Here is a 21754-nt window from a genome sequence, read left to right on the forward strand (position 1 = left end):
TCACCGCGGCAAGAGATTCGTCTTCGCGAGGTCCAGCACCTCGTCGCCGCGGCCGTTCATCACCGCGCGGAGCACCCAGAGGCTGAAGCCCTTGATCTGCTCGGCCGTGATGGTCGGCGGCATCGACAGCTCCTGCTTGGCGGTGACGACGTCGAGCAGCGCCGGCCCATTGTGCGCCAGCATCTCTTTCATCGCGCCCGGAAGCTCGCCGGGATCCTCGACGCGCTTGGCAAAGATGCCCATCGCGCGCGCCATCGCGGCGAAATCCGGGTTCTCCAGGTCGACATTTGTGTCGACGAAGCCCGCCGCCTTCATCTCGAGCGCGACGAAGCCGAGCACGCCGTTGTTGAAGACGACCACCTTCACCGGCAGCTTCTCCTGCGTCAGCGTGATCAGGTCGCCCATCAGCATGGTGAAGCCGCCGTCGCCGGAGAGCGAGATGACCTGGCGTCCGGGCTGCGCCGCTTGCGCCCCGATCGCCTGCGGCATGGCATTGGCCATCGAGCCGTGAACGAAGGAGCCGATCAGCCGGCGGCGGCCGTTCATGTCGAGATAGCGCGCCGCCCACACCGTCGGGGTGCCGACATCGGCGGTGAAGACGGCATCGTCGGAGGCATGGTCGCTGATGACCTTGGCGAGATATTGCGGATGGATCGGCTTGGCTCCGGGCGTGCCCCTGGCGAGCGAATCGAGGCCCTCGCGGGCTCTCTTGTAGTGCGCGACGGCGTCGTCGAGATGCTTGCGCTGCGTCTTGGCCGTGAGCAGCGGCAGCAGCGCCTCGATGGTGAGCTTGACGTCGCCGACGAGGCCGAGATCGATCCTGCAGCGCCGCCCCAGATTTTCCGGGCGGATGTCGATCTGCGCGATTTTCGCATCATCAGGGAAGAACTGCTTGTAGGGGAAGTCGGTGCCGAGCATCACCAGCGCATCGCAGGCGTGCATCGCGGCGTAGCCCGAGGAGAAGCCGATGAAGCCGGTCATGCCGACGTCATAGGGGTTGTCGTATTCGACATGCTCCTTGCCGCCGAGCGCGTGCACGATCGGGCTCTTCAGCGCTTCAGCGAGTTGCATCAAAGGCGCATGCGCGCCGGCGCAGCCGCGGCCGCAGAACAGCGTGATGCGCTCGGCGCCGTTGAGGAGATCCGCGAGCGCCTGCAGCTCATCCGCTTGCGGCACGACTTTCGGCGGAGCCAGCGCAAGGCCGCGCGTCGTCGACAGCGCGCGCTTCGGAGGACTGCGGAACGCGACATCGCCGGGCATCGCGACGACGGCAACGCCGCGCAAGCCGACCGCCGCGCGAATTGCATTCTCCAGCACGAAAGGCAGCTGGCTCGGGTCCGACACCAGCTCGCAATAATGGCTGCATTCGCGGAACAGGTTTTGCGGATGCGTCTCCTGGAAATAGCCGCCGCCGATCTCGGCGGTCGGGATCTGCGCCGCGATCGCCAGCACGGGAACGCGGCTGCGATGCGCATCGAACAGGCCGTTGATCAGATGCAGATTGCCGGGGCCGCAGGAGCCCGCGCAGACCGCGAGGCTCCCGGTCATCTCGGCTTCGCCGGCCGCTGCGAAGGCCGCGACCTCCTCGTGGCGGACATGGATCCATTCGATCGTGCCGCGGCGACGCAGCGCCTCGGTGAGCGCGTTCAGGCTGTCGCCGACGATGCCGTAGATGCGCTTGACCCCGGCCTGTTCGAGCGTTGCCACGAACAGATCGGCCACGTTGTTGATCGCCATGTCGGTCTCCTGATTCACCCAGTCGCATAACACGATGCGCGCATGTCGGCATCGCGCCACCATATGGCAGAATAGACCAAGTCAGGATTACGGCTAGTTTATTGTCGGCTCAATCTTTCTCAATTGCCCGATCGTAAGCGGCAATTGTCACCTCTGCGCGGGCTGCGACATCTGCTGCCGTCATACCTGGCTTGTAGAGGCTGGAGCCGAGCCCGAAGGCGGTCACCCCGCCCTTGATGTACTCGGCAAAATTCTGGTCGGAGACGCCGCCGACGGCGGCGATCATCACGCCTGCCGGCAGCACGGCACGGATCGCGGCGATGCCGGCAGCGCCGAGCACGCTCGCCGGAAAGAATTTCAGGCTCGACGCGCCCGCGCGCGCCGCCAGCAGCGCCTCGGTCGGCGAGAACACGCCGGGCATGGTCACCATGCGATGCTGATGCGCGCGCGCCAGCACTTCGGTGTCGACATTGGGCGAGACCATCAGCCTGCCGCCGACATCGTTGAGACGATCGACATCTGCCGTCGTCAGCACCGTGCCGGCGCCGATCAACACGCCTGATGGCGCGAGCTTCACGGCAACCGCGATCGAGTGGAACGGATCGGGTGAATTCAGGGGGATCTCGATCGCGGTCATGCCGGCCTCGACCAAGACGCCGACGATCGCTTCGGTCTCCTCAGGCTTGATGCCGCGCAGGATCGCGACCAGCGGCCGCTGCATCGGCGGAAAGGGAACGCTCATCTCTCGCAGTCCTTCTACTTTGTCCAGATCGCGGCTGCCGCCATCGACAGGCCGCGGCGGACGGCTTCATCCGCATCGACCGGATTTGCGGTTACCGAGAGCGCCTCGAATGCCAGCCGATACAGCACCGCAAGCCGCCCCGCGGCAATCAGCTGGACGCCCGCTTGCGGCACCGTGCCGGAGAGCCCTGCCGCGAGCTCCACACCGATCAACGTGCCCGACAGCGTCTCACGTGCCGCTGCCGGCGTGCCGCCGAACAAGAGCTGTCGCGACCGTGCAGTGAACAGCAGGTTGGCGGCGAAGGCCGGAGCATCGAATGCGGCCTTTACGGCTGCCTTGAAGCTCGCGAAATCTTCGGCGTCATCAGCGCCGGCGACCGCGAGCGACAGGATCGTCTCGCGCGAGACGGCGCTGAACAGCTCGCCGGTCATGAAGGTGGAGAAGCGCTCGACCGTGCCGTCTTTCACCCGCACCCATTTCGAATGCGTGCCGGGCATGCAGACCAGCGCCTCGCCCGCGGCATCGAGGCCGAGCGCGCCGAGCAATTGCGTCTCCTCGCCGCGCATGACGTCCGGCGCCTTGGCATCGCGCTGGGCGATGCCCGGCAGGATGCGAATGTCGCGCGTCTCGCCCGGCACGCGCACGGCCTGTTTCAGGACGGCTGAGAGCTTTGCCGGCGTGTCGACGTAGCCGGCCTCGACCCAGCCGGTCTTGGCACCGGCCATGCCGCAGACCAGAACCGGCAGATGCGCGGGCGCTTCGACCGCGGCCAGATGCGCTTGCAGCACGGCAGGAAAGCCGGTCCTAGCCGCCGCCAGCATGCCCTCACCGCTGCGGCGCTCGGCCAGCACCTGACCGGCGGGATCGACTAGCCAGAGCCGGAAGCTGCTGGTGCCCCAGTCCACCGCGACATAGGCGGGTTCGGTCATGTCAGGTCTCGTCCTCGTCTCATGGCCAAGACGCCGTCTCGCGACACATGAGACGATGTCCAGCAGGCCCCCGTCGAGATACCGGCTATTGCGCGGGCAAACCAGCCCTTTCTCTTCATTTTGAGGCTCCGCCGCGCTGGCACAACGCTTGCTGACACTTCGTCACTCAACTCCGTCAACGCGCGACAAGACGCGTCAACATCAGATGAGGAAACCCATGGAGATCGGCTATTTCACGATGCCTTCGCATCCGCCGGAGTGCGGCCTGAAGGAAGGGAACGACTGGGATCTGCAGGTCATGCGCTGGCTCGACGAGCTCGGCTATCAGGAGGCCTGGGTCGGCGAGCACCACACCGCGCCCTGGGAACCCAATCCCACGCCGGACCTCCTGATCGCGCAGGCCTTGATGCAGACCAAGAAGCTGCGCATCGGTCCGGGCGGCTTCCTGCTGCCCTACCATCACCCGGCCGAACTCGCCAACCGCGTCGCCATGCTCGACCATCTCTCCGAAGGCCGGCTCAATTTCGGCGTGGCGGCGAGCGGGCTGCCGAGCGACTGGGCGATGTTCAACGTCGATGGCATGAGCGGGCAGAACCGCGACATGACGCGCGAGGCGCTGGAGATCATCCTGAAGCTGTGGACCGAGCCGGCGCCCTTCACCCACAAGGGCAAGTACTGGACGGTAACCAAGCCGGACACGATGTTCGATTTCCTCAAGCCCCATATCAAGCCGCTGCAGGCGCCGCATCCGCCGATCGGCGTTGCCGGTCTGTCCAAGAACTCGGACACGCTCAAGCTCGCCGGCGAGCGCGGCTTCATCCCGATGAGCCTCAACCTCAACCCGGCCTATGTCTCGAGCCATTGGGACTCGGTCGAGATCGGGGCCGCGAAGACCGGCCGCAAGCCGAACCGCCAGGACTGGCGCCTGGTGCGCGAGGTATTCGTCGCCGACACCGACGAAGAGGCCTGGAAACTCTCGACCGGCGACATGATGGGCCGAATGATGAGCGAGTACTTCCTGCCGTTGCTCGGGCATTTCGGCTTCAAGGATTATCTGAAGCACGCGCCCGATGTGCCAGACAGCGACGTCACTGTCGAATATTGCGCCAAGCGGAACTGGATCGTCGGCTCGCCCGCGACGGTCGCCGAGAAGATCGAGAAGATCTACGACGAGGTCGGCGGCTTCGGCGTGCTGCTCGTGTTCGGCTTCGACTACAAGCACAAGGCCGAGGCCTGGCACCACTCGCTCTCGCTGCTGAAGAACGAGGTGATGCCGCGCCTTGGGCATCTCGGCTCCGCGAAGAAGGCGGCTTGACGCAAGCATGATCCGGAAAAGTGCATAGCGGTTTTCCGAAGAGATCATGCTAGACTCTTGGCGCCGGGTGCGGCGCGATCGTGCCGCACCCGCTTCTATTCTGGGAGATTTCCGCGTGACGGTGGACGCGAAGGACTTCAAGCAGGCGATGCGCCAATGTGCCGGTGCGGTAGCGCTGGTCACGGTGGGCGCCGAGCACGGCAGGCGCACGGGGCTGACGGTGACCTCAGCCTGCTCGTTGTCGGACAAGCCGCCCTCGCTGATCGTCTGCGTCAACCGCAACGCCAGCGCCCATGCCCGCATCCGGGAGGAAGGTGCTTTCGCCATCAACTTCTTGCACGAGGATCACGCGCTGCTCGCCCTCACCTTCAGCGGCCAGAAGGGCGTCGACGGCGACGATCGCTTCGCCTTCGGGCAATGGACGCGTGGCGTGACCGGCGCACCGGTGCTGGCGGACGCGGTGGCCGCGTTCGACTGCGTGCTGGCGCAGGAGTTCGAGACGACGACGCATTCGATCTTCGTCGGCGAGGTCCGCAGCGCCTCGCATTCCGCTGCCGTCACGCCGCTGGTGTACTTGCGCAGCAATTTCCACACGCCACGAGAACTCCGCGAGAACGTGACGATCGGCGATCTCGACGCACGGCATCTGAGCTGGACGGATTTTTCGTAGGACGAGTGCTCGCTTTCTTCCTTCTCCCCTTGTGGGAGAAGGTGGCGCGAAGCGCCGGATGAGGGGTATCTCTCTGCAAACTCACCAGAGTCATACGCGGAGAGAGACCCCTCACCCGTCTCGCCGCGGCGCGGCGAGCCACCCTCTCCCACAAGGGGAGAGGGGAAGAAAGAGCTACTGCGCCGTCTCGATCTTCAACTGCTTGATCTTGCGATACAGCGTCGCGCGGCTGAGCTTCAGTGCACGTGCGGCTTCCGTCACGCGGCCATCATGCTTACGTAGCGCCGCGACAATCGTCGCACGCTCGGCTGCTTCGAGATCAGGCTCCGTCCGTCCGCCAAACGGCGGCAGATCGAGATCGGCATCGGTGATGACGCCATCTTCCGCCGTGCAGCCGGCGAGCCGCAGCACGTGGCGGAGCTGGCGCATGTTGCCGGGAAACGGGTAGGCCGCGAGCTGCGACCAGGCCTCCTCCGAGAGCCGGCAGCTCGGCGCCTCCTCCCGCGCGATCTGGCGGATGATGTCGGCGCGGTCGGCGCGCTCGCGCAAGGCGGGCAGGCGCACTTCGATGCCGCGCAGGCGAAAATAGAGGTCGGCGCGGAAGGCCCCCGCTTCCGCCATGCGGCCGAGATCGCGATGCGTGGCGCTGATCAGGCGAATATCGACGGTGACGGGCTTGAGCGCGCCGAGCGGCCAGACCTCGCGGTTTTCCAGAACGCGCAACAGGCGCGTCTGCAAGCCGATCGGCATGTCGCCGATCTCGTCGAGGAACAGCGTGCCGCCGTCGGCCTGCACGATCAGGCCCTTCGAACCCTCGCGCCGCGCGCCGGTGAAGGCGCCCGCCTCGTAGCCGAACAGCTCGGCGTCGATCAGGCTCTCGGGCATCGCCGCACAATTGAGCGCGACATAATTGTTGCGCGCGCGGTTGCTCGCACCGTGAATAGCCCGCGCGAACACATCCTTGCCGACGCCGGTCTCGCCATGCAGCAGCACCGGCAGATTGTGATCGCCGATGCTCCGCAGCCGTTTGACGCTTCGGATCAGGCCGGGGTCGCGGCCGGCGAGCCGGTGCAACGCATCAAAGCGATCGACTTGCGCATCGCGGCGCGGCGCATGCGATCTCGCACGCAGGGGCGGAGCAACATGCCCCTGCCCCAACGGACGGCCGTCGCCATGGCGCAGCTCGACGATCTCGCCGCTGCCACGCGCAGCGTGATGGTCGAACTTGAGGTAGCGCGACAGGTCGATGCCGGAGGCGATCATGCCGTCGGTGAGGCCGAGCAGCGCACGCGCCGAGCGGCAGGCGCCGACGATGCGGCGGTCGTCATCATAGGCGACGAGGCCGCTGCCGCCGTCACCGGGCACGGTGGCGATCCAGGCATTGCGGAAATGCCCGCGGAAGATCGCACCCTCCATCCGCCGCGTCGCCTCCATCGTCACCGCAAGTGCAAGCTGATGCGCGGCGCGCTCCAGATCCTCACGGCAGGAGGTGATGTTGACGGCACCGGCGAGCCGGCCGACCGGATCGAACAGCGGCGCCACCGCGCAGGAGAACATGTGCCATTGCGCCCGAAAATGCTCGTCGCGATGCACCAGGATCGGCTTCTGCTCGGCCAGCGCGGTGCCGAGCCCATTGGTGCCCTCGCAAGCCTCGGCGAAGTTCGAGCCGGTGTAGATCTTCCAATCCAGAAACATCCTTGCATCGGCTTCGCCCGGCAGACGGCTGAACAGCATGGTCGCGTTGACATCGGCGAGATTGACGCAGTAGCCGGCGTCGTGCAGCACACGGGCGAGATCGTCGAGCTCGGGCGTGACGAGCCGGATCGTCTCCTCCATCGGCTCGGCGACATGGCGGATTTCGGCTTCGGTGAGCGTCTGGGGTGGGCCCTGGCGGGCGGGATCGAGCTTGTGGTTCACGAGGCAGCGCCGCCAGGAACTCGCAATCCGCGAGGAGGCGTCGACGTCGGCCACATGATTGGCGACGGACAAGACACGGGCGACATGGTTCGAGGCCGAGAGGCTGGCCATCGCGGACGTCTCCACCCTGTATTATTGTGCAAAGTCTGGCAGCAAAGGCGGGGATGTCAATCGGGAACCGGGAAAGCAGCTATTGCTGCACCGCCCTCACCACGTGTCGATGCACGGCCGCTTCTTCGCCGTCCTCGGCTCGGGCTTCGGCACCGTGCGCAAGCCCGCCATGATCCAGCGCCGCGTCTCGGCCGGGTCGATGACGTTGTCGATCTCGAACACGGAGGCGATCGAGACCGCCTTGCCGTTGGCATAGAGCTCGGCGACCTTGTTGCGGTAATAGGTCTCGCGCTCCTCGGGATCGGCGATCGCCTCCATCTCCTTGCGGAAGCCGAGGCGGACGTAGCCCTCCAGGCCCATGCCGCCGAACTCCCCGGTCGGCCAAGCCGCGGTGAAGAACGAGGCGTGGAAGCCGCCGCCGATCATCGATTGTGCGCCGAGACCATAGCCCTTGCGCAGCACGATGCCGAACAGCGGCACGGTGAGGCTGGCGCCGGTCACGAACATGCGTGAGACGTGGCGCACGATCGCGGTCTTCTCCGCCTCGGGGCCGACCATGAAGCCGGGCGTGTCGCACAGCGAGACAACAGGCAGATCGAAGGCGTCGCAGAGCTGGAGGAAACGCGCAGCCTTGTCGCCGGCATCGGCATCGATTGCGCCGCCGAGATGGCGCGGATTGTTGGCAATCAGGCCGAACGGCTTGCCTTCGATTCGGATCAGCGCGGTGATCATGCCGACGCCGTAGTCGCGGCGCAGCTCCAGCACGGAATCCTTGTCGGCGACGAGGTCGATCACGCTGCGGATGTCATAGACGCGCAGGCGGTTCTCGGGGATGGCGCGGCGGAGCAGGCGCTGGTCAGCAGCCTCCCAATCCGCCACCGCACCCTGGAAATAGGACAGATATTTTTGCGCGACGCGGGTCGCTTCCTCCTCGTCCTCGACCAGGATGTCGATGACGCCGTTCGGCGACTGGAATGATACAGGGCCGACCTCAGCCGGATGATAGACGCCGAGGCCGCCGCCCTCGATCATGGCAGGACCGCCCATGCCGATCGAAGCGTTCTTGGTGGCGATGATGACATCGCAGCAACCGAGCATCGCGGCGTTGCCGGCGAAGCAATAGCCGGAAACAACGCCGACGACAGGCACGAGGCCCGAGAGCCGCGCGAACTGCACGAAGGACGGCCCGTCGAGGCCGGTCATGCCGAGCCGGTCGGTGTCGCCGGGCCGGCCGCCGCCGCCTTCGGCATAGAACACCAGCGGCACGCGCCAGTCTTCCGCCAGCGTCAGCATGCGATCGATCTTCTTGTGGTTCATGTGGCCCTGCGTGCCCGCGAGCACGGTGTAGTCGTAGGCCACGACGATGCAGCGCGCGCCTTCTGGCCCGAACTTCTCGGCATTGACAGTGGCGACGCCCATGACGAGGCCGTCCGCCGGCGTGTTCTTGATGAGATCGTCGAGCTTGCGCCGGCGGCGCTGCGCCGCGATCGCAAGGCTGCCGTACTCCATGAACGAGCCGTCGTCGACGAGCTGGGCGACGTTCTCGCGAGCGGTGCGCTGGTTGGTGTTGCGGCGGCGCTCGACCGCAGCGGGGCGGTTCTCGTCGAGCGTGTTGGCCTGGCGGGCGATCAGCTCGGCAAGATCGGGACGGATATGGTCGAGATCGATGTCGGCTTCTGCCGTTGTGCTGTCGGCGGCGACATCGAGCGGCTCGAGATAGAGGATCGGCTCGCCATGCATCAGCGTGACGCCGTCACCTGCGACGAGTTTTGTCACCCGCCCGCCCTGCTCGGCCATGACGAGGTGCTCCATCTTCATGGACTCGATCACGGCGAGTTGCTGGCCGGGGCGGACGATCTCGCCTTTCTTCACCTGGATGGTGACGATGGTTCCCTGCAAGGGGGCCGCGACCATCACCGTGCCTTCGGGTACGGCTGGCGCGACGTGCACCTCCGCGCTGTGACCGGCGCCGCGCTCTGCCGCGGCGAAGTAAAGCGGCTTGGCGGCACCATCCGATGCTTCCACGAGCCTGGCAATGTTGCGGTCGATGAAATCAGTCGCGATGCGGTTGGTCCTGAAATCGGGATGCGCGAGCACCGACTGGAGGAAGGCAATATTGGTGACGACGCCATCTATCCGGAACTCGCGTAGCGCACGCAAGGCTTTCGCGACGACGTCATGCCAGGCCTCGCTCGGCGTGTGCACGATCACCTTGGCAAGCAGCGAGTCGAAGGCCGCGCTGATCTTGTAGCCGGCATAGCCGAAACTATCGACGCGCACGCCGGGGCCCGACGGCGGCTCGAACACGGCGAGGACGCCACCGGTCGGATGCGTGGCGCCGGTCTCGTCCAGCGTCTCCATGTTGACGCGAAGCTGCATGGCATGGCCGCGCGGCTTCGGGATCGATGCCTGCGCGAGACCAAGCGAGGCCAGCGTGCTGCCTGCAGCGACAGCGAGCTGAGCGCGGACGAGATCGACGCCGAGCACCTCTTCGGTCACGGTGTGCTCGACCTGGAGCCGCGGGTTGGCCTCGATGAAGGCGAAGCTGTCCTCGGCGGTTCCGTCGACCAGAAACTCGAACGTGCCGAGATTGTCGTAAGACGCGGCGCCCGCCAGCTGCTTTGCCGCTTCGATGATGCGGCCGCGCAGGGCATCGCTCAATGACGGGCTCGGCGCCACCTCGATCAGCTTCTGGTGCCGGCGCTGGATGGTGCATTCGCGTTCCCAGAGATGGGAGATCGCACCATGGCGGTCACCGATGATCTGGACCTCGATGTGGCGCGCCTGCCGGATCAGCCGTTCGGCATAGACGCCCTCGAAGCCGAACGCCGCCTTGGCCTCGGACTGGCAGCGCGCATAGGCTTCCGCAAGATCGGACGCGTTCTCCACCACGCGCATGCCGCGGCCGCCACCGCCCGCCATCGCCTTGATCACGATCGCAGCATTGCTGCCGAGCGAGGTAAAGAATGCCGTGATCTCCTCGAGGCTCGACGGCCCGCTGGTGCCGGCAATGATCGGCACGCCGCAGCGTTTGGCCAGCTGACGTGCCGCAACCTTGTCGCCGAACAGCTCGAGCGCAGCCGGTTTCGGCCCAACGAAGGTGATTCCGGCGTCGGCGCAGGCTTTCGCGAATGCCGCGTTCTCGCTGAGGAAGCCATAGCCGGGATGCACGGCATCGCAAGCTGCGCTCTTGGCCGCCATCACCACGGCCTCGATGTCGAGATAGGCCCGTGCGCCGCGGCCGGGGATCTCGATCGCCTCGTCCGCAACGCGCCCGTGCAGCGACAGCGCATCGTCGGCGGGATGGATCGCGACCGTCGCAATGCCGGCATCGGCCGCCGCGCGTGCGATGCGGATGGCGATCTCGCCGCGATTGGCGATCAGGAGCTTCTTGAACGACATCGTCTCTCTCACTGGACGGCAGGAGGATTTGGAATGAGGTCCTGCTTCCTGACCTTGCCCGTTGCCGTCAACGGCAGCGCATCGATAACGCGGACTTCCGGAACCTTGTAGACGGCCATGCGCTCGGCGCACCAGGCGCGCAGTTCCTGTTCTGAGACCGTGCCGATCGCTTCCGGCTTGAGCTGGATATAAGCGACCGGCACCTGGCCCTTGTCCGGATCATCACGGCCGACCACGCCCGAGCCCAGCACCTTCGGATGCTGCCCCAGCAACGCCTCGATCTCCGGCGGAAACACGCTCATGCCCTTGACCTTCAGCATCTCCTTGCGCCGGCCGAGGAAGTGCAGAAAGCCGTCTTTGTCGATGGTGCCGATATCGCCGGTGCGCAACCAGCCGTCGACGAGCGATTCCGCCGTCGCCTCGGGCTTGTTCCAGTAGCTCTTGAGCAGCGACGGCGTACGCACGCGGATCTCGCCTTCGGCTCCCAGCGGCAGCAGCGCACCGGTCTCGAAATCGGTGATCTTGAACTCGGCGCCGGGGACCGGCAGGCCGACGAAGATCGGCTGGCTGTTGAGGTCGAAATCCCCGTCCTGAAAGCCAGCGGTGAAAGTATTGGAGGTGTGGGTCTCGGTCATGCCCCAGGCCGCCTCCATCAGGATCGTGCCGGTGAGGTCCTTCCAGCGCCTGCGATAGCCGGCGTTGAGCTTCTTGACGAAGGAGACCACGCGCACCTGTTGCAGCGACGACAGGTCGAACTCGCTCCAGCGCGGATGGTCCATCATCTCGACCGCGCTGTCGACCGGCATCGCCGTCATCGTGACCTTGTACTTGTCGATCGCCGCCATCGCGCCGACAGCGTCCCAGCGCGCGAGCAGAACCAGCGTGCCGCCCGAGAACAGCGGGAAGATCAGACCGGAATTCTCGCCCGCAATCCAGAACTCCGGAAAGAACGACAGGAACACGCTGCTCTCATCCGAGGGAAACGAGATGCCGTAATTGGCGGCGGCCGTGTAGACCATATCGCGATGGGTATGGACGCAGCCCTTGGGCATGCCGGTGGTGCCGCCGGTGTAATTGAGCGCGGCGACATCATCGAGGTGGGGCGGCGGCAGCGGGGTCGGTGCGGGCAGTGCCGCTAGCGCCGGCAGGAGATCAGTTGCGCCGGAGACCGCAACGCGCGGCGTGCGGATCGAGTCCGGCGCGGGAAACGCAGGCGCCGCCGGCACGACATCGGCGAAGCTGGTGACGATGATCTCGCGCAGGCGCACCTCGCCGCGGACCTGATCAACGATAGGCATGAGCTGGTCGAGCGCGACGATCACCTCGGCCTGGGTGTCGTTGAGCTGGTAGGACAATTCGAACGCGCGCGACAGCGGGCTGATGGGAACGTGGATCGCGCCGAGCTTCAGGATACCGAAGAACACGACGTGGAATTGCGGGCAGTTCGGCAGGAAGACGGCGACGCGATCGTCCTTGCGAACGCCCTTTGCCTGCAACAGCGCCGCAAAGCGATCGCTCTTCTGATCGAGATCGGCATAGGTGGTCACATGCCCGTAGAAGATCACCGCGGGCCGCTCCGGACTCCGCTTTGCCCAGGTGCGCAGATATTCCGTCAGGGGAACTTCGCCGTGCAGATAGTTGGGCGAGCGCGGCAGGCTCTTCGGCCAGGCCTTGTCCCACAGGCCGCGCAAGGTGGCGAGGTAGTCATTCTCGTCGAGGCCCGTGTTCATGACGTCCTTCCCGTGTTGCTTTTCTTTTCGCGAGGGACGCAAGGCAGCATCGCTCGACCTCGTTACACGTCGAGCACCGCAGAGTTCATGTCAAGGAAAACAGTTTTCCGCAGCACGGCCGATGCCGCGGCGCGGAAAAACCGGGGCTACGCCGCGACGAGACGAATGATCCGTCGCACGGCAGATGGGATCGGGGCGATGATTGGCGCCGCGAACATCGGCTGAAGCTCGCGCGCCGCTTCACCCAGCGGCCCGCCGCCGATGATGACCGCTTCCGCTCTGTCTCGCACAATGCAGGCCTCAACCGCGCCGGCGAGCGCTGCGCGCAGCTGCGCCGGATCGCGCATCAGCTGTTGCGGATCACCATCGGCGAAGCGCGTGCCGGTGTAGCTCGCGCGCAAGCCCAGCGTATCAGGCAATGCATCGATCTTCGCTTTCAGCAACGGCGTCGTGGTCGCCACGCCGAACCGGCGACCGTTCCCGGCGGCTTCCAGCATCGCGGATTCGCCGATGCCGACGGCGGGCAGCTTCATCGCCGCCTTGATCCCGGCGAGGCCAGGATCACCGAAAGCCGACACGATGACGCCGTCGCACTCGCCGTCACGGAGACGCGCGATCTCCTCGACCTCCAGCGCAGCCGCCTCCAGCGCGTCCGCCGAGACGATCATCGTGGGCGCACGCGTTGCCGTGGCGCCGACGATGTCGAAACCATCGGTGGCAGCGGACCTTGCGATCGCCACCATCATCGTGGTGGTCGCATCGTTGCTGTTCGGATTGATCAGGAGGATGCGCGCGCGTCGATCGGAGTTTTGGCCCATCCTCCCGCTATACTAAGCCGCCCGCACGCCCGCAACGAAGGCGCTGACCTCGTCCTGCAGCGATTGCAGCTTGTGCGTCAGCCGGCCGCTCGATTGCAGCACGAGGCCGGCGGCCTGTCCGGTCTCGGCCGTCGCGTCGGTGACACCGGAGATGTTGTGCGAGACCTGATCGGTACCGGAGGCCGCCTCCTGCACGCTGTGCGCGATCGCCTTCGTCGCGGCGCCCTGCTCCTCGACCGCGGCGGCGATCGACGAGGAGATCTCGTTGACCTCCATGATGGTGGCGCGGATGCTCTCGATGTTGCCGACGACCTGATTGGTCTCGGCCTGGATCGCGGTGATCTGCGCGCCGATCTCGTCGGTCGCCTTCGCGGTCTGGCTCGCCAGCGACTTCACTTCGCTCGCGACCACCGCAAAGCCCTTGCCGGCCTCGCCCGCGCGCGCCGCCTCGATGGTGGCGTTGAGCGCGAGCAGATTGGTCTGCGAGGCGATCTGGTTGATGAGGTCGATGACCTCGCCGATCTTGTGCGCGGCGGCGGCAAGGCCCTGCACGGTGTCGTTGGTGCGCTGGCCGTCGGCGGCGGCCTTGTCGGCCACTGTCGCGGCCTGCGCGACGCGCTGGCTGATCTCGGCGATCGAGGCCGACAATTCGCCCGCGGCCGAGGCCACCGTCTGCACGTTGCTCGAGGCCTGCTGGCACGCGGTGGCGACGAAGCTCGCACGGTCGCTCGCCTTGTTGGCGGTTTCCGACATGCCCTGCGCGGCCTGCTGCATCGCGCGGGCCTCGTCGAAGACGTCTCGAACGACGGCCTGGACGCTCGCCTCGAACTTGCCGGCGAGATCGGTCATGGTCTTGCGCTTCTCCTCGTCGGCCTTCTGCTTCAGCTCCTGCTGCTCGGCATGCATCCGGCTCACCGCCGATGCATTGTCCTTGAACACGGCGAGCGCCTTGGCGAGGCCGCCGACCTCGTCGCGGCGGTCGGTGTAGGGCACGTCGAAGGCGCTGTCGCCGGCGGCAAGGCGCTCGGTCAGCGCGGTGATCCGGGCCAGCGGCCGGGTGACGCTGCGGCCGATCAGGAAGGAGGCGCCGAGCACCACGACCAGCACAGCGAGACAAATATAGGCGAAGGTCATCGCGTTCTGGCGGAAGGCGGCATCGACGTCGTCCAGATAGATGCCGGTGCCGATGATCCAGCCCCAGGGCGCAAAGCCCTTCACATAGGAGATTTTCCCGACCGGCTGGTCGAAGCCGGGCTTCGGCCAGAGGTAGCCGTAGAAGCCCGCACCCTTCTTGTTGACGACGTCAACGAAGCCCATGAACAGCGCATTGCCGGCGGGATCCTTCATCCCGGAGAGATCCTTGCCGTCAAGCTCGGCCCTGATCGGATGCATGACCATCTTGGGGGTCATGTCGTTGATCCAGAAATACTCGACCTTGTCGTAGCGCAGACTTTTGATCTCGGCCATCGCGCCGGCCTGCGCCTGCTCGCGCGAGAGCTTTCCTTCGTTCTCGAGCTTCTGGTAGTGCGCCAGGATGCCGTAGCCAACATCGACCATCTGCTGCGTCTTGGCCTGACGGTCGGCGACCATCTGCGTGCGCAGGGTCGAGAGGGCGACCGGCGCCAACGCGATCATGCCGAGGAGGCTGATGCCGACAATCAGGACCAGCTTGAAACTGATGCGGGAGAAAATCATCGGTGCTCACAGGAATTGGAAGGGCTGATATGCCAGATTATCCCGCTTCTCTTAGCAAAGCTTTAAGCATTCGGGTTCCCGACACTCCGAAATTTTGCGGGGACGTTACCGGCACGCTCGTATGGCCACGAGACAAGCGAGACCGACGTCACCCGAGATACGAATTCTTCCAATCTAGAACACCTCGACATCGCCTCTCCGCGCGTTGACTTGGAGAGCTCTTTGGCAGAACGATCGGCGCAGATCATCCGCGCCAGCGCTGGCGTGAGCGCAGCCGGAGGCCAGAAGCACAATGCATCGATCGACATACACCAGGCCCGTCGATCTTCCTGCGCTGAGCGCAGCGGAGCGTCTCTTCATCTGGGGATTTCGGGCGAAGGCGCGTAGCGGAGGCGCCGTCCCGACGGCGGCCGATATCCAGCAGGTGTACGACCATTTTCGCGTCGGCGATGCCGTGCTGTCGCTGGATTCCATCATCGAGATCTTTGCCTGCACCGCGCATACCGCGATCGAAGTGCACTGCCCCACCTGTCCGCGCATGTCCGACAGCGAGCGCGGAATCTTGCGCGCGATTGCCGCGGCCCAGCAGGACCGCGTCGATGTCGCGCGCGAGCAGTTCGAGCGCTGGCTGCCGCCGATCGGCGCCGATTGGGCGCTCGCGCCGGTCCTGGGGCTTGCGACGATCTTCCGCATGGCCGGCCTCGCCCTGCCCGACCGGCACGTGCAGCCTGTCGAGCATGACGGGATATTGGCGATGAAGAGCTGGTTCGTGGGCAGCGCGACGTTGCATTGACGAGATCGTTCACGATGCGGGCCAGTTGCGATTCCGAGCCGACGTCGGACGCTGGTGAGCCGCTGCTCTGTCCACTCCAGGCCGCGCTTGCGACCCGGCCGGACATCGACAGCTACGATGATTTTTCCCGCCTCGCGCTGGCGCTGCTCCGCTTCATCGGAGCGGCCTATGCGACCGGCGCATCGGATTGCTGGGAAGCGGCCTATCGCTTTGCCGAGGAAGCGCCCGGCATTGCCGACAGCCCGCTGCTGGTCGCGCGCGCGGCCGCGCTCGTCAGGATCCTGCGCAAGGAGCGGCCCTGCGAGCTGTGCTTCATGCCGCCGTCCTGCAGGCGGCTTTCCAAGGACGAGGCGGAATTGATGCGACTGCTGGCGGTCGCGCGCCGCAAGCAGCCGGGCGAGCTCGAATCCACCGTTGGCCAGGTCGTTGGCTCCGGCAAGGAGGATGCTGCGACACGCGCGGTCAACGCGCTCGCGCTGTGCTGACACCTATCCGCCATTCCTGCCGAGCACGAGATCGATCGTGTGCGCGGCGATCTTGCGCAATTGGGGCTCGTCCCCGAAGGCACGCTCGAGCACGGCGAGGCCGCGCGTCACGGTGACGATCTGCAGCGCCGCAGCCGCGGGATTGCCGTCGAACTCGCCCCGCGCCGCGCCAGCGGCCAACGTGTCCTGAAGCAGTGCGGTGATGCGCGAGATCAGGTTCGCAAAAGCCTGGCGCGCGTTGTCGTCGAGCCCCTCGCCTTCGGCGCCGCCGAGCTCCATCAGCCCGCGCGTCGTCGGACAGCCGCGCGGCGGCGTGCCCGAGCGGAAATTGGTGATGGTCAGATCGAAGAACGCGGTGAGGCGCTTGCGCAAGGAACCTGCCCCGAGCGCCTTTTGCAGCTTGGCGAGATAATCCCCCGCGTAGCGTTCATAGGCCTGCAGGAATAGCGCCTCCTTGCTGCCGAAGGCATTGTAGAGACTCCCGCGCTGGACCGCCGCATCGCGCGCAATGTCGGACAGCGAGGTGCCGCGCACGCCCTTGCGCCAGAACTGGTCGAACGCGATGCGCAGAACCTCGTCATGATCGAACTCGCGCGGTCTCAAGCTTGGCTCCGCAAAGTATTTGACATGCCGTCAAGAATATGCTTTCTCGACATCGTGTCAAAAACCGATCGAGATTGATAGTCCGTTTTTCTGAATTGGCCGAGCCGGCGGCGTTCACATCGCCGTGTCAGCCGGGACCGCATGCAAAGGGCCGCGTGATGCCTCTCCTCCACATTTCGATGCGCGCCGGTAAGCCGCAAAGCTACCGGCAGGCGATTCTGGACGGACTTTACCGCGCGATGCGCGAGGCCCTGAACGTGCCCGAAGGCGATGCGTTCATGGCCATCACCGAGCATGAGCCGGCCAACTTCCGCTGCGGCAATGCTTACGGCGTCGAGCGCAGCGAAGACGCCCTGCTGATCCAGATCACCGTGTTCGCCTCGCGCACGGCCGAGCAGAAGAAAGCGCTGTATCGTCGGATCGCCGACCTGCTCGGCGAGAACCCGGGGATCAGGCCCGAGGACGTGTTCGTCAACGTGCTCGACGCGCCCAAGGAGAACTGGTCCGTCGGTCACGGCATCGCGCAGTTCGCGTGAGGTGCACGGCGACGGATTGCCGGTCGAAGACTGAGATTCAGCGTCCCGCATGCGCACCGTGGTGACGGTGATACGCGCTCGGGGTAGGCCAGGTCCAGCCTTTCAGGGCCGTTCGATCCGGCTCGAAGATTTCGATCTTGAGCGGATGGCATGCCGCGGCATCGCTGGAATGGGTTGCGCTGCAGTCTCCACCTGGACAGGCCGACAGCGCGCCGAGCAGGTCGATCTCCGCGAAGAGCTCGATGAAGTCGCCGGGGCGGACCGGACTTGCCTTCATGAAATATTGGTGCGTATCCCCAGTGAAGCCGGTGCACATGAAGACGTTGAGCACGTCGTGGACATGATGCTCCACTGCGGCCGGATCCGCCTTCAATTCGGTGGCGAGGGCGCGGGACAGGTTGGAGTGACAGCAAAAATCGTAAGCCGTGCCGTTCAGCAGGAGATTTGTGTAGGGATCGCAGCGCGTGCCGATCACATCGTGAATGCCGGCACCGTCCGCGTCGAAGCCGTACCAGCCAAGCGTATCGTGGCTGATGGTCACCATCGGCCGAAGATAGGGCATATTACTCCAGAGCCGGTCACCGATGCCGACATGCGTGCCATGGAGCGCCCGCGTCTTGCCGCTGAAGAAGCGCTCGGAGAGATCGTCTGCATTCCAGAGATTGAGGTCACCGACCTGAGGGCCTTCGATGCTCACGATGCGGAAGAACTGGCCGCGCGCCACGCGAAAGGCACGGGCATCGCGTGGCGGCACGATAAGCTCGTGCGTCTTGACCGCAGCACGGCGGGCTGCTTCGAGCGTAGCCATATCCGGCCCGGGCATCGTCCCGGCCGGATAGACGATGGCCGGCTTGGCAGCGCGGCGCGAGGCGGCATCAGCGGGGGCGAGTGGCATATTTGGCGGCATAGTTCGGCCTCGGATCGACTCGGCAAAAGGAGAGGTGGTGGCTAATGGCGGAAGCGGTTGACCCTACCCCCTCACCTCAGCCGCCGGCAACGCACGCCTCCATGACTTCATCGAGCTCCGCCTTCGAGAGCATGCCAAGCTCGGCAATGAAGACGATGCGCGTCCGCGCCGCGCCCGGTGTCGGCGCATCGCCAGGCGCCAGGGTCGCCCGGCCGGCGGCGAACTGAAACACCATCGTGCGGCCGGGCTGCTCGATGGTTTCGAACAGGCCCTTGGCGCGCGCCAGCTTCGGCGCAAGGCGGCTGATGGCCTGCTGCAGGCGCGGCAGCGAGACCGGCTTATCCGAGGTCCAGCTCAGTGCCTCGAAGCGCTCCTCCGCCGGCCGTTTCGGTCCCACCTCGCGCGGCGCCGGAGCGCGGTCGGCACCGGCGGGAAACAGCAGCGCGGGCGGAATCTCGCCGTGCTGTGCCTCGACCACCACCGCGGGCACGCGCTGGGCGCGGATGGCGTCACGCATCCGCACCCCCGCGCCCGCGCCCGCCAGATCCAGCTTGCTCAATGCCACGATATCGGCGACGCGCAGCTGCGACCGCATCAGCGCGTCGTCCAGAGCCGAAGGCGGTGTCCCTGCGTCCAACACGCAAAGCACCGTCTCCAGCTGCGCCTCGCGCAGGATCACGGGGTCCATTAGGTTGCGCACGATGTCGGCGGGATCGGCAACGCCACTGGTCTCGATGACGATACAATCGGGCTTGGGATCACGCCGCAGCAGCGTCGAAAGCGTGCGGAGCAGATCGCCCTCGAGCGAGCAGCAGATGCAGCCATTGGCAAGGCTGACCACGCCGTCGCTCGCGCCCGCGATCAGCTCCGCATCGATGTTGATGGCGCCGAAATCGTTGACGACGGCAGCGATCCGCCGCCCCTCCGCATGCGCCAGCAGATGGTTGACGACCGTGGTCTTGCCGGCCCCCAAGAAGCCCGTCACCAGGAGAATGGGGACCGCCATGGATCAGCCCTCGACGATTGGGCGGCGCACGGGCCTGCCCGGCCGCGCGGTCACATCGAGCATGCCGTCGCTGATCAGCACCTGGCCGCTGACGACAAGATGCCGGACGCCCTCAGAGGGCCGGTTCATCGCGGTGAAGGTCGCACGGTCCGAGAGCTTCTCGTAGTCGAACACGACGATGTCAGCATCCGCGTCCTTGGCGAGCCGGCCCTTGCTCCGCATCGCCGGCGTGCTCTGCGAGAGGATCTCCGCCGGGATCAGCGCGCATTTGCGCACGCCTTCCAGCAACGACAGGGCTTTACGCTCGCGCACCCATTCACGGATGAACTTCGTGAAGCAGCCGGCCGAGCGCGGATGCGAGGTCGCATCATCCGGCAGCGGCCAGGCATCGCCGGTGTAGGTTGAGCCGTCCGACAGCGTCCACGGCATCGCGTCGGAGGCGATCGCGCCGCCGGGATACAGCACCGACATATCGAGCAGGTCGCGGTGGTGCGCATTGTTCTCGGTGTCGAGAATGTGCCAGAGCACCAGCGAGGACGGCTCCTCGGCCTGCGCCTTCAAGAGCTCCTCGCGGTCGTGGAAGCGGTAGCCGTCGGTGACGCGCTGCACGGAATCGTAACCGGTGCCGTTGCGCTCGACGAACTGGGGATCACTGAAGAAGGCCGCGGCCAGCACGGTCGAGCCGGTGCCGTAAGGATAAGCCTCGACCGTGATCGGCAGGCCCTGTCCTTGCGCCTTCTCGATCAGCACGCGGCAACGCTCGACGTCGGTCTTGCTCGACGAGTTGAAATGGCAGATGTGCATGTGCGCGCCGGTGGCGCCGGCATAGCCGATCAGGCGGATATAGGCTTCCACTGCGCTCTCGGGATCGATGCGCGACATGAAGGCGACATGGGTGAAGGTGGGGACGTCCTGCTTCGCGGCCAGCTGGCACACTGCGGTCAGCTCCTGCACGCCGGCGCCGGGCGCATAGGCGTTGAGGATGCCGATGCCGATACCGCCTTCGTTGAGGCCGCGGGCCAGACGCTCGAGAATGCCCGAGACCTCCGCATCGGTTGCGACATTGTCCATCCAACGGCGGTCGCGCATGGCGTTGCCGAACGCTTCCAGCGAGCTCTCCGCGTTGGAGCCCGTCATCGCGCCGATGCGGGCAAAGGCCCAGTTGGTGGCCGCGCCATAATTCAGCACGCGGCCCTTTCGCGCCTGGCGCTCATACCAGGACCCGACCGGCAGCACGCCGGCCTCGAGATCGAGGGTGGTCGTGACGCCGTCGAACGCCTGCATGCGATCGGCCGGGATCGACTGGCCATGGGCATGCAGATCGATGAAGCCGGGCGCCACCACGAGGCCGGTGGCGTCGATCACCCGTTCGGCGCCGCCGAGGCCCGTGCCGACGGCGGCGATCTTGCCGTCCACGACCGCCACATCCCCAACGGCGTCCATCCCGCTCGCGGGATCCACCACCCGGCCGCCAGAGACCACCAAACCGCTCATCTCGTCACTCCGAAAAGCAAATTGCCAGAATTTCCGAAGGCCCGGCAGCAGCTTCGGAGGCGCATCGGCGCGCATAGTGCATATTCTCGTGAGAACGACCACCACCACTGATGCCGATGCAGCATGCTTGCAAGTGAGGCCGGTGAACGCAGGAAGTGTATCGGACCGGAGCCCAACAATGCCGCTGCGTCAATCCGCCGATCCAATCGGCATACCCTCGCGTTCTCGCGGCTTGATCCGCCCGAGCTATGCTCCGCTTCACACACCCCTCAAGGAAAGGGCGCAGGGAAGACCGGGCGCCAGCTGGCACCCATAAGACCCCTGCGCTGAACGAATGCACACGCAGTGCACAGGGGAGACACAGGGCAGCCGAAACCAGGCCTTCCCTGCGCGATGGTTTGACGGCCTATGCCGCGCTCTCCCGGGAGCCGAGTTCCTTCTGGCCTCCCTCGCCTCCGCAAAAGTCACCGCACCGCGCCGGTTGACGCGATGACGTCTTCGCCAAGGCTTGACCGTAGCAACGACGGCCAGGACCACACGGTTTCGCCGTACGCAGGGGCGCCGTTCGTCTTCGCGGGTCCCGCATGCTCACGAGGTTCATCTCGCCCTGCACGCGCAAGCTCCGCCTTTAACGCCGCCCGCGTCCACCGCAACTTCCAGCCCGCGCTCGAAACGACGTACGACCGCCCCTTGGTGGGCTGGAATGGTCGATACATACGACAAATCCGAATTTCGGTAAAGTGGAATATTTTCGGCGGGAGGGGTTGACAGCGGATCGGTGTGTTCTGCCGTCGACGCCGGGGCAGTTGCCTTCTGGACACGGCGAGGGTTCATTGCCTCGAAGGACGATCCGCTTATACTGTT

17 protein-coding genes are annotated in these 21754 nt (G+C 65.7%); 5 read left to right on the forward strand and 12 right to left on the reverse strand.

Annotated elements, in window-relative coordinates:
• From poxB to ACTEK7_RS23840, 3 genes are all read right to left on the reverse strand, one after another.
• Positions 1–1737: a ubiquinone-dependent pyruvate dehydrogenase gene (poxB, locus tag ACTEK7_RS23830; RefSeq protein WP_225148034.1), complete on the reverse strand. Its 1737-nt coding sequence runs from the start codon at positions 1735–1737 to the stop codon at positions 1–3.
• 109 nt (positions 1738–1846) lie between these two features.
• Positions 1847–2479, reverse strand: coding sequence for a 2-dehydro-3-deoxy-6-phosphogalactonate aldolase (locus tag ACTEK7_RS23835; RefSeq protein WP_225148035.1), 633 nt, complete (start codon positions 2477–2479; stop codon positions 1847–1849).
• A gap of 14 nt (positions 2480–2493) precedes the next feature.
• Positions 2494–3408: a 2-dehydro-3-deoxygalactonokinase gene (locus ACTEK7_RS23840; protein ID WP_225148036.1), complete on the reverse strand. Its 915-nt coding sequence runs from the start codon at positions 3406–3408 to the stop codon at positions 2494–2496.
• A 217-nt stretch (positions 3409–3625) separates the two neighbouring features.
• Here ACTEK7_RS23840 and ACTEK7_RS23845 point away from each other — a divergent pair, with 217 nt between their 5' ends.
• Positions 3626–4723: an LLM class flavin-dependent oxidoreductase gene (locus ACTEK7_RS23845; protein ID WP_036028702.1), complete on the forward strand. Its 1098-nt coding sequence runs from the start codon at positions 3626–3628 to the stop codon at positions 4721–4723.
• 115 nt (positions 4724–4838) lie between these two features.
• Positions 4839–5393, forward strand: a complete 555-nt coding sequence (locus ACTEK7_RS23850) for a flavin reductase family protein (RefSeq protein ID WP_036009648.1) — start codon at positions 4839–4841, stop codon at positions 5391–5393.
• Between the two features lie 174 nt (positions 5394–5567).
• Here ACTEK7_RS23850 and ACTEK7_RS23855 read toward each other — a convergent pair whose 3' ends face one another.
• The 5 genes from ACTEK7_RS23855 to ACTEK7_RS23875 all read right to left on the reverse strand — a co-directional run bounded on the left by ACTEK7_RS23855 (position 5568) and on the right by ACTEK7_RS23875 (position 15066).
• Entirely contained in the window at positions 5568–7421 is a 1854-nt protein-coding gene (locus tag ACTEK7_RS23855) for a sigma-54-dependent Fis family transcriptional regulator (RefSeq protein WP_225148037.1), read from the reverse strand.
• A gap of 96 nt (positions 7422–7517) precedes the next feature.
• A complete protein-coding gene (locus ACTEK7_RS23860) occupies positions 7518–10823 on the reverse strand; it encodes an acetyl-CoA carboxylase family protein (RefSeq protein WP_225148038.1) in 3306 nt (1101 codons plus the stop codon).
• 8 nt (positions 10824–10831) lie between these two features.
• Complete coding sequence (locus ACTEK7_RS23865; protein WP_225148039.1) at positions 10832–12553, reverse strand: AMP-binding protein; 1722 nt, start codon at positions 12551–12553, stop codon at positions 10832–10834.
• Positions 12554–12699: 146 nt separating this feature from the next.
• On the reverse strand, positions 12700–13371 hold the full coding sequence (locus ACTEK7_RS23870; protein WP_225148040.1) for an aspartate/glutamate racemase family protein: 672 nt from the start codon (positions 13369–13371) through the stop codon (positions 12700–12702).
• A 12-nt stretch (positions 13372–13383) separates the two neighbouring features.
• On the reverse strand, positions 13384–15066 hold the full coding sequence (locus tag ACTEK7_RS23875; protein WP_225148041.1) for a methyl-accepting chemotaxis protein: 1683 nt from the start codon (positions 15064–15066) through the stop codon (positions 13384–13386).
• Between the two features lie 292 nt (positions 15067–15358).
• Between ACTEK7_RS23875 and ACTEK7_RS23880 the strand changes: the two genes are divergently transcribed.
• Both ACTEK7_RS23880 and ACTEK7_RS23885 read left to right on the forward strand, forming a co-directional pair.
• Positions 15359–15859, forward strand: coding sequence for a hypothetical protein (locus ACTEK7_RS23880; protein WP_109145254.1), 501 nt, complete (start codon positions 15359–15361; stop codon positions 15857–15859).
• A 14-nt stretch (positions 15860–15873) separates the two neighbouring features.
• On the forward strand, positions 15874–16344 hold the full coding sequence (locus ACTEK7_RS23885) for a hypothetical protein (RefSeq protein ID WP_109145255.1): 471 nt from the start codon (positions 15874–15876) through the stop codon (positions 16342–16344).
• Positions 16345–16347: 3 nt separating this feature from the next.
• Here the strand turns inward: ACTEK7_RS23885 and ACTEK7_RS23890 are convergent, their stop codons facing one another.
• Entirely contained in the window at positions 16348–16947 is a 600-nt protein-coding gene (locus ACTEK7_RS23890) for a TetR/AcrR family transcriptional regulator (protein ID WP_036009632.1), read from the reverse strand.
• Positions 16948–17105: 158 nt separating this feature from the next.
• Here ACTEK7_RS23890 and ACTEK7_RS23895 point away from each other — a divergent pair, with 158 nt between their 5' ends.
• Complete coding sequence (locus tag ACTEK7_RS23895) at positions 17106–17483, forward strand: tautomerase family protein (protein WP_109145972.1); 378 nt, start codon at positions 17106–17108, stop codon at positions 17481–17483.
• 37 nt (positions 17484–17520) lie between these two features.
• Here the strand turns inward: ACTEK7_RS23895 and ACTEK7_RS23900 are convergent, their stop codons facing one another.
• The 3 genes from ACTEK7_RS23900 to ACTEK7_RS23910 all read right to left on the reverse strand — a co-directional run bounded on the left by ACTEK7_RS23900 (position 17521) and on the right by ACTEK7_RS23910 (position 20965).
• On the reverse strand, positions 17521–18378 hold the full coding sequence (locus tag ACTEK7_RS23900; RefSeq protein ID WP_463671676.1) for an urea carboxylase-associated family protein: 858 nt from the start codon (positions 18376–18378) through the stop codon (positions 17521–17523).
• Between the two features lie 88 nt (positions 18379–18466).
• Complete coding sequence (locus ACTEK7_RS23905) at positions 18467–19396, reverse strand: CobW family GTP-binding protein (protein WP_109145257.1); 930 nt, start codon at positions 19394–19396, stop codon at positions 18467–18469.
• 3 nt (positions 19397–19399) lie between these two features.
• Positions 19400–20965: an amidohydrolase family protein gene (locus ACTEK7_RS23910; RefSeq protein ID WP_275945334.1), complete on the reverse strand. Its 1566-nt coding sequence runs from the start codon at positions 20963–20965 to the stop codon at positions 19400–19402.
• Positions 20966–21754: the final 789 nt, after the last annotated feature.

This window comes from Bradyrhizobium sp. JHI2711 (assembly GCF_056156565.1).

Coding starts and splice junctions, on each gene's coding strand:
- poxB (WP_225148034.1), bottom strand. CDS start 1,737: ATGGCGATCAACAACGTGGCCGATCTGTTCGTGGCAACGCTCGAACAG.
- ACTEK7_RS23895 (WP_109145972.1), top strand. CDS start 17,106: ATGCCTCTCCTCCACATTTCGATGCGCGCCGGTAAGCCGCAAAGCTAC.
- ACTEK7_RS23885 (WP_109145255.1), top strand. CDS start 15,874: ATGCGGGCCAGTTGCGATTCCGAGCCGACGTCGGACGCTGGTGAGCCG.
- ACTEK7_RS23880 (WP_109145254.1), top strand. CDS start 15,359: ATGCATCGATCGACATACACCAGGCCCGTCGATCTTCCTGCGCTGAGC.
- ACTEK7_RS23845 (WP_036028702.1), top strand. CDS start 3,626: ATGGAGATCGGCTATTTCACGATGCCTTCGCATCCGCCGGAGTGCGGC.
- ACTEK7_RS23840 (WP_225148036.1), bottom strand. CDS start 3,408: ATGACCGAACCCGCCTATGTCGCGGTGGACTGGGGCACCAGCAGCTTC.
- ACTEK7_RS23905 (WP_109145257.1), bottom strand. CDS start 19,396: ATGGCGGTCCCCATTCTCCTGGTGACGGGCTTCTTGGGGGCCGGCAAG.
- ACTEK7_RS23900 (WP_463671676.1), bottom strand. CDS start 18,378: ATGCCACTCGCCCCCGCTGATGCCGCCTCGCGCCGCGCTGCCAAGCCG.
- ACTEK7_RS23855 (WP_225148037.1), bottom strand. CDS start 7,421: ATGGCCAGCCTCTCGGCCTCGAACCATGTCGCCCGTGTCTTGTCCGTC.
- ACTEK7_RS23835 (WP_225148035.1), bottom strand. CDS start 2,479: ATGAGCGTTCCCTTTCCGCCGATGCAGCGGCCGCTGGTCGCGATCCTG.
- ACTEK7_RS23860 (WP_225148038.1), bottom strand. CDS start 10,823: ATGTCGTTCAAGAAGCTCCTGATCGCCAATCGCGGCGAGATCGCCATC.
- ACTEK7_RS23875 (WP_225148041.1), bottom strand. CDS start 15,066: ATGATTTTCTCCCGCATCAGTTTCAAGCTGGTCCTGATTGTCGGCATC.
- ACTEK7_RS23870 (WP_225148040.1), bottom strand. CDS start 13,371: ATGGGCCAAAACTCCGATCGACGCGCGCGCATCCTCCTGATCAATCCG.
- ACTEK7_RS23865 (WP_225148039.1), bottom strand. CDS start 12,553: ATGAACACGGGCCTCGACGAGAATGACTACCTCGCCACCTTGCGCGGC.
- ACTEK7_RS23910 (WP_275945334.1), bottom strand. CDS start 20,965: ATGCGCGCCGATGCGCCTCCGAAGCTGCTGCCGGGCCTTCGGAAATTC.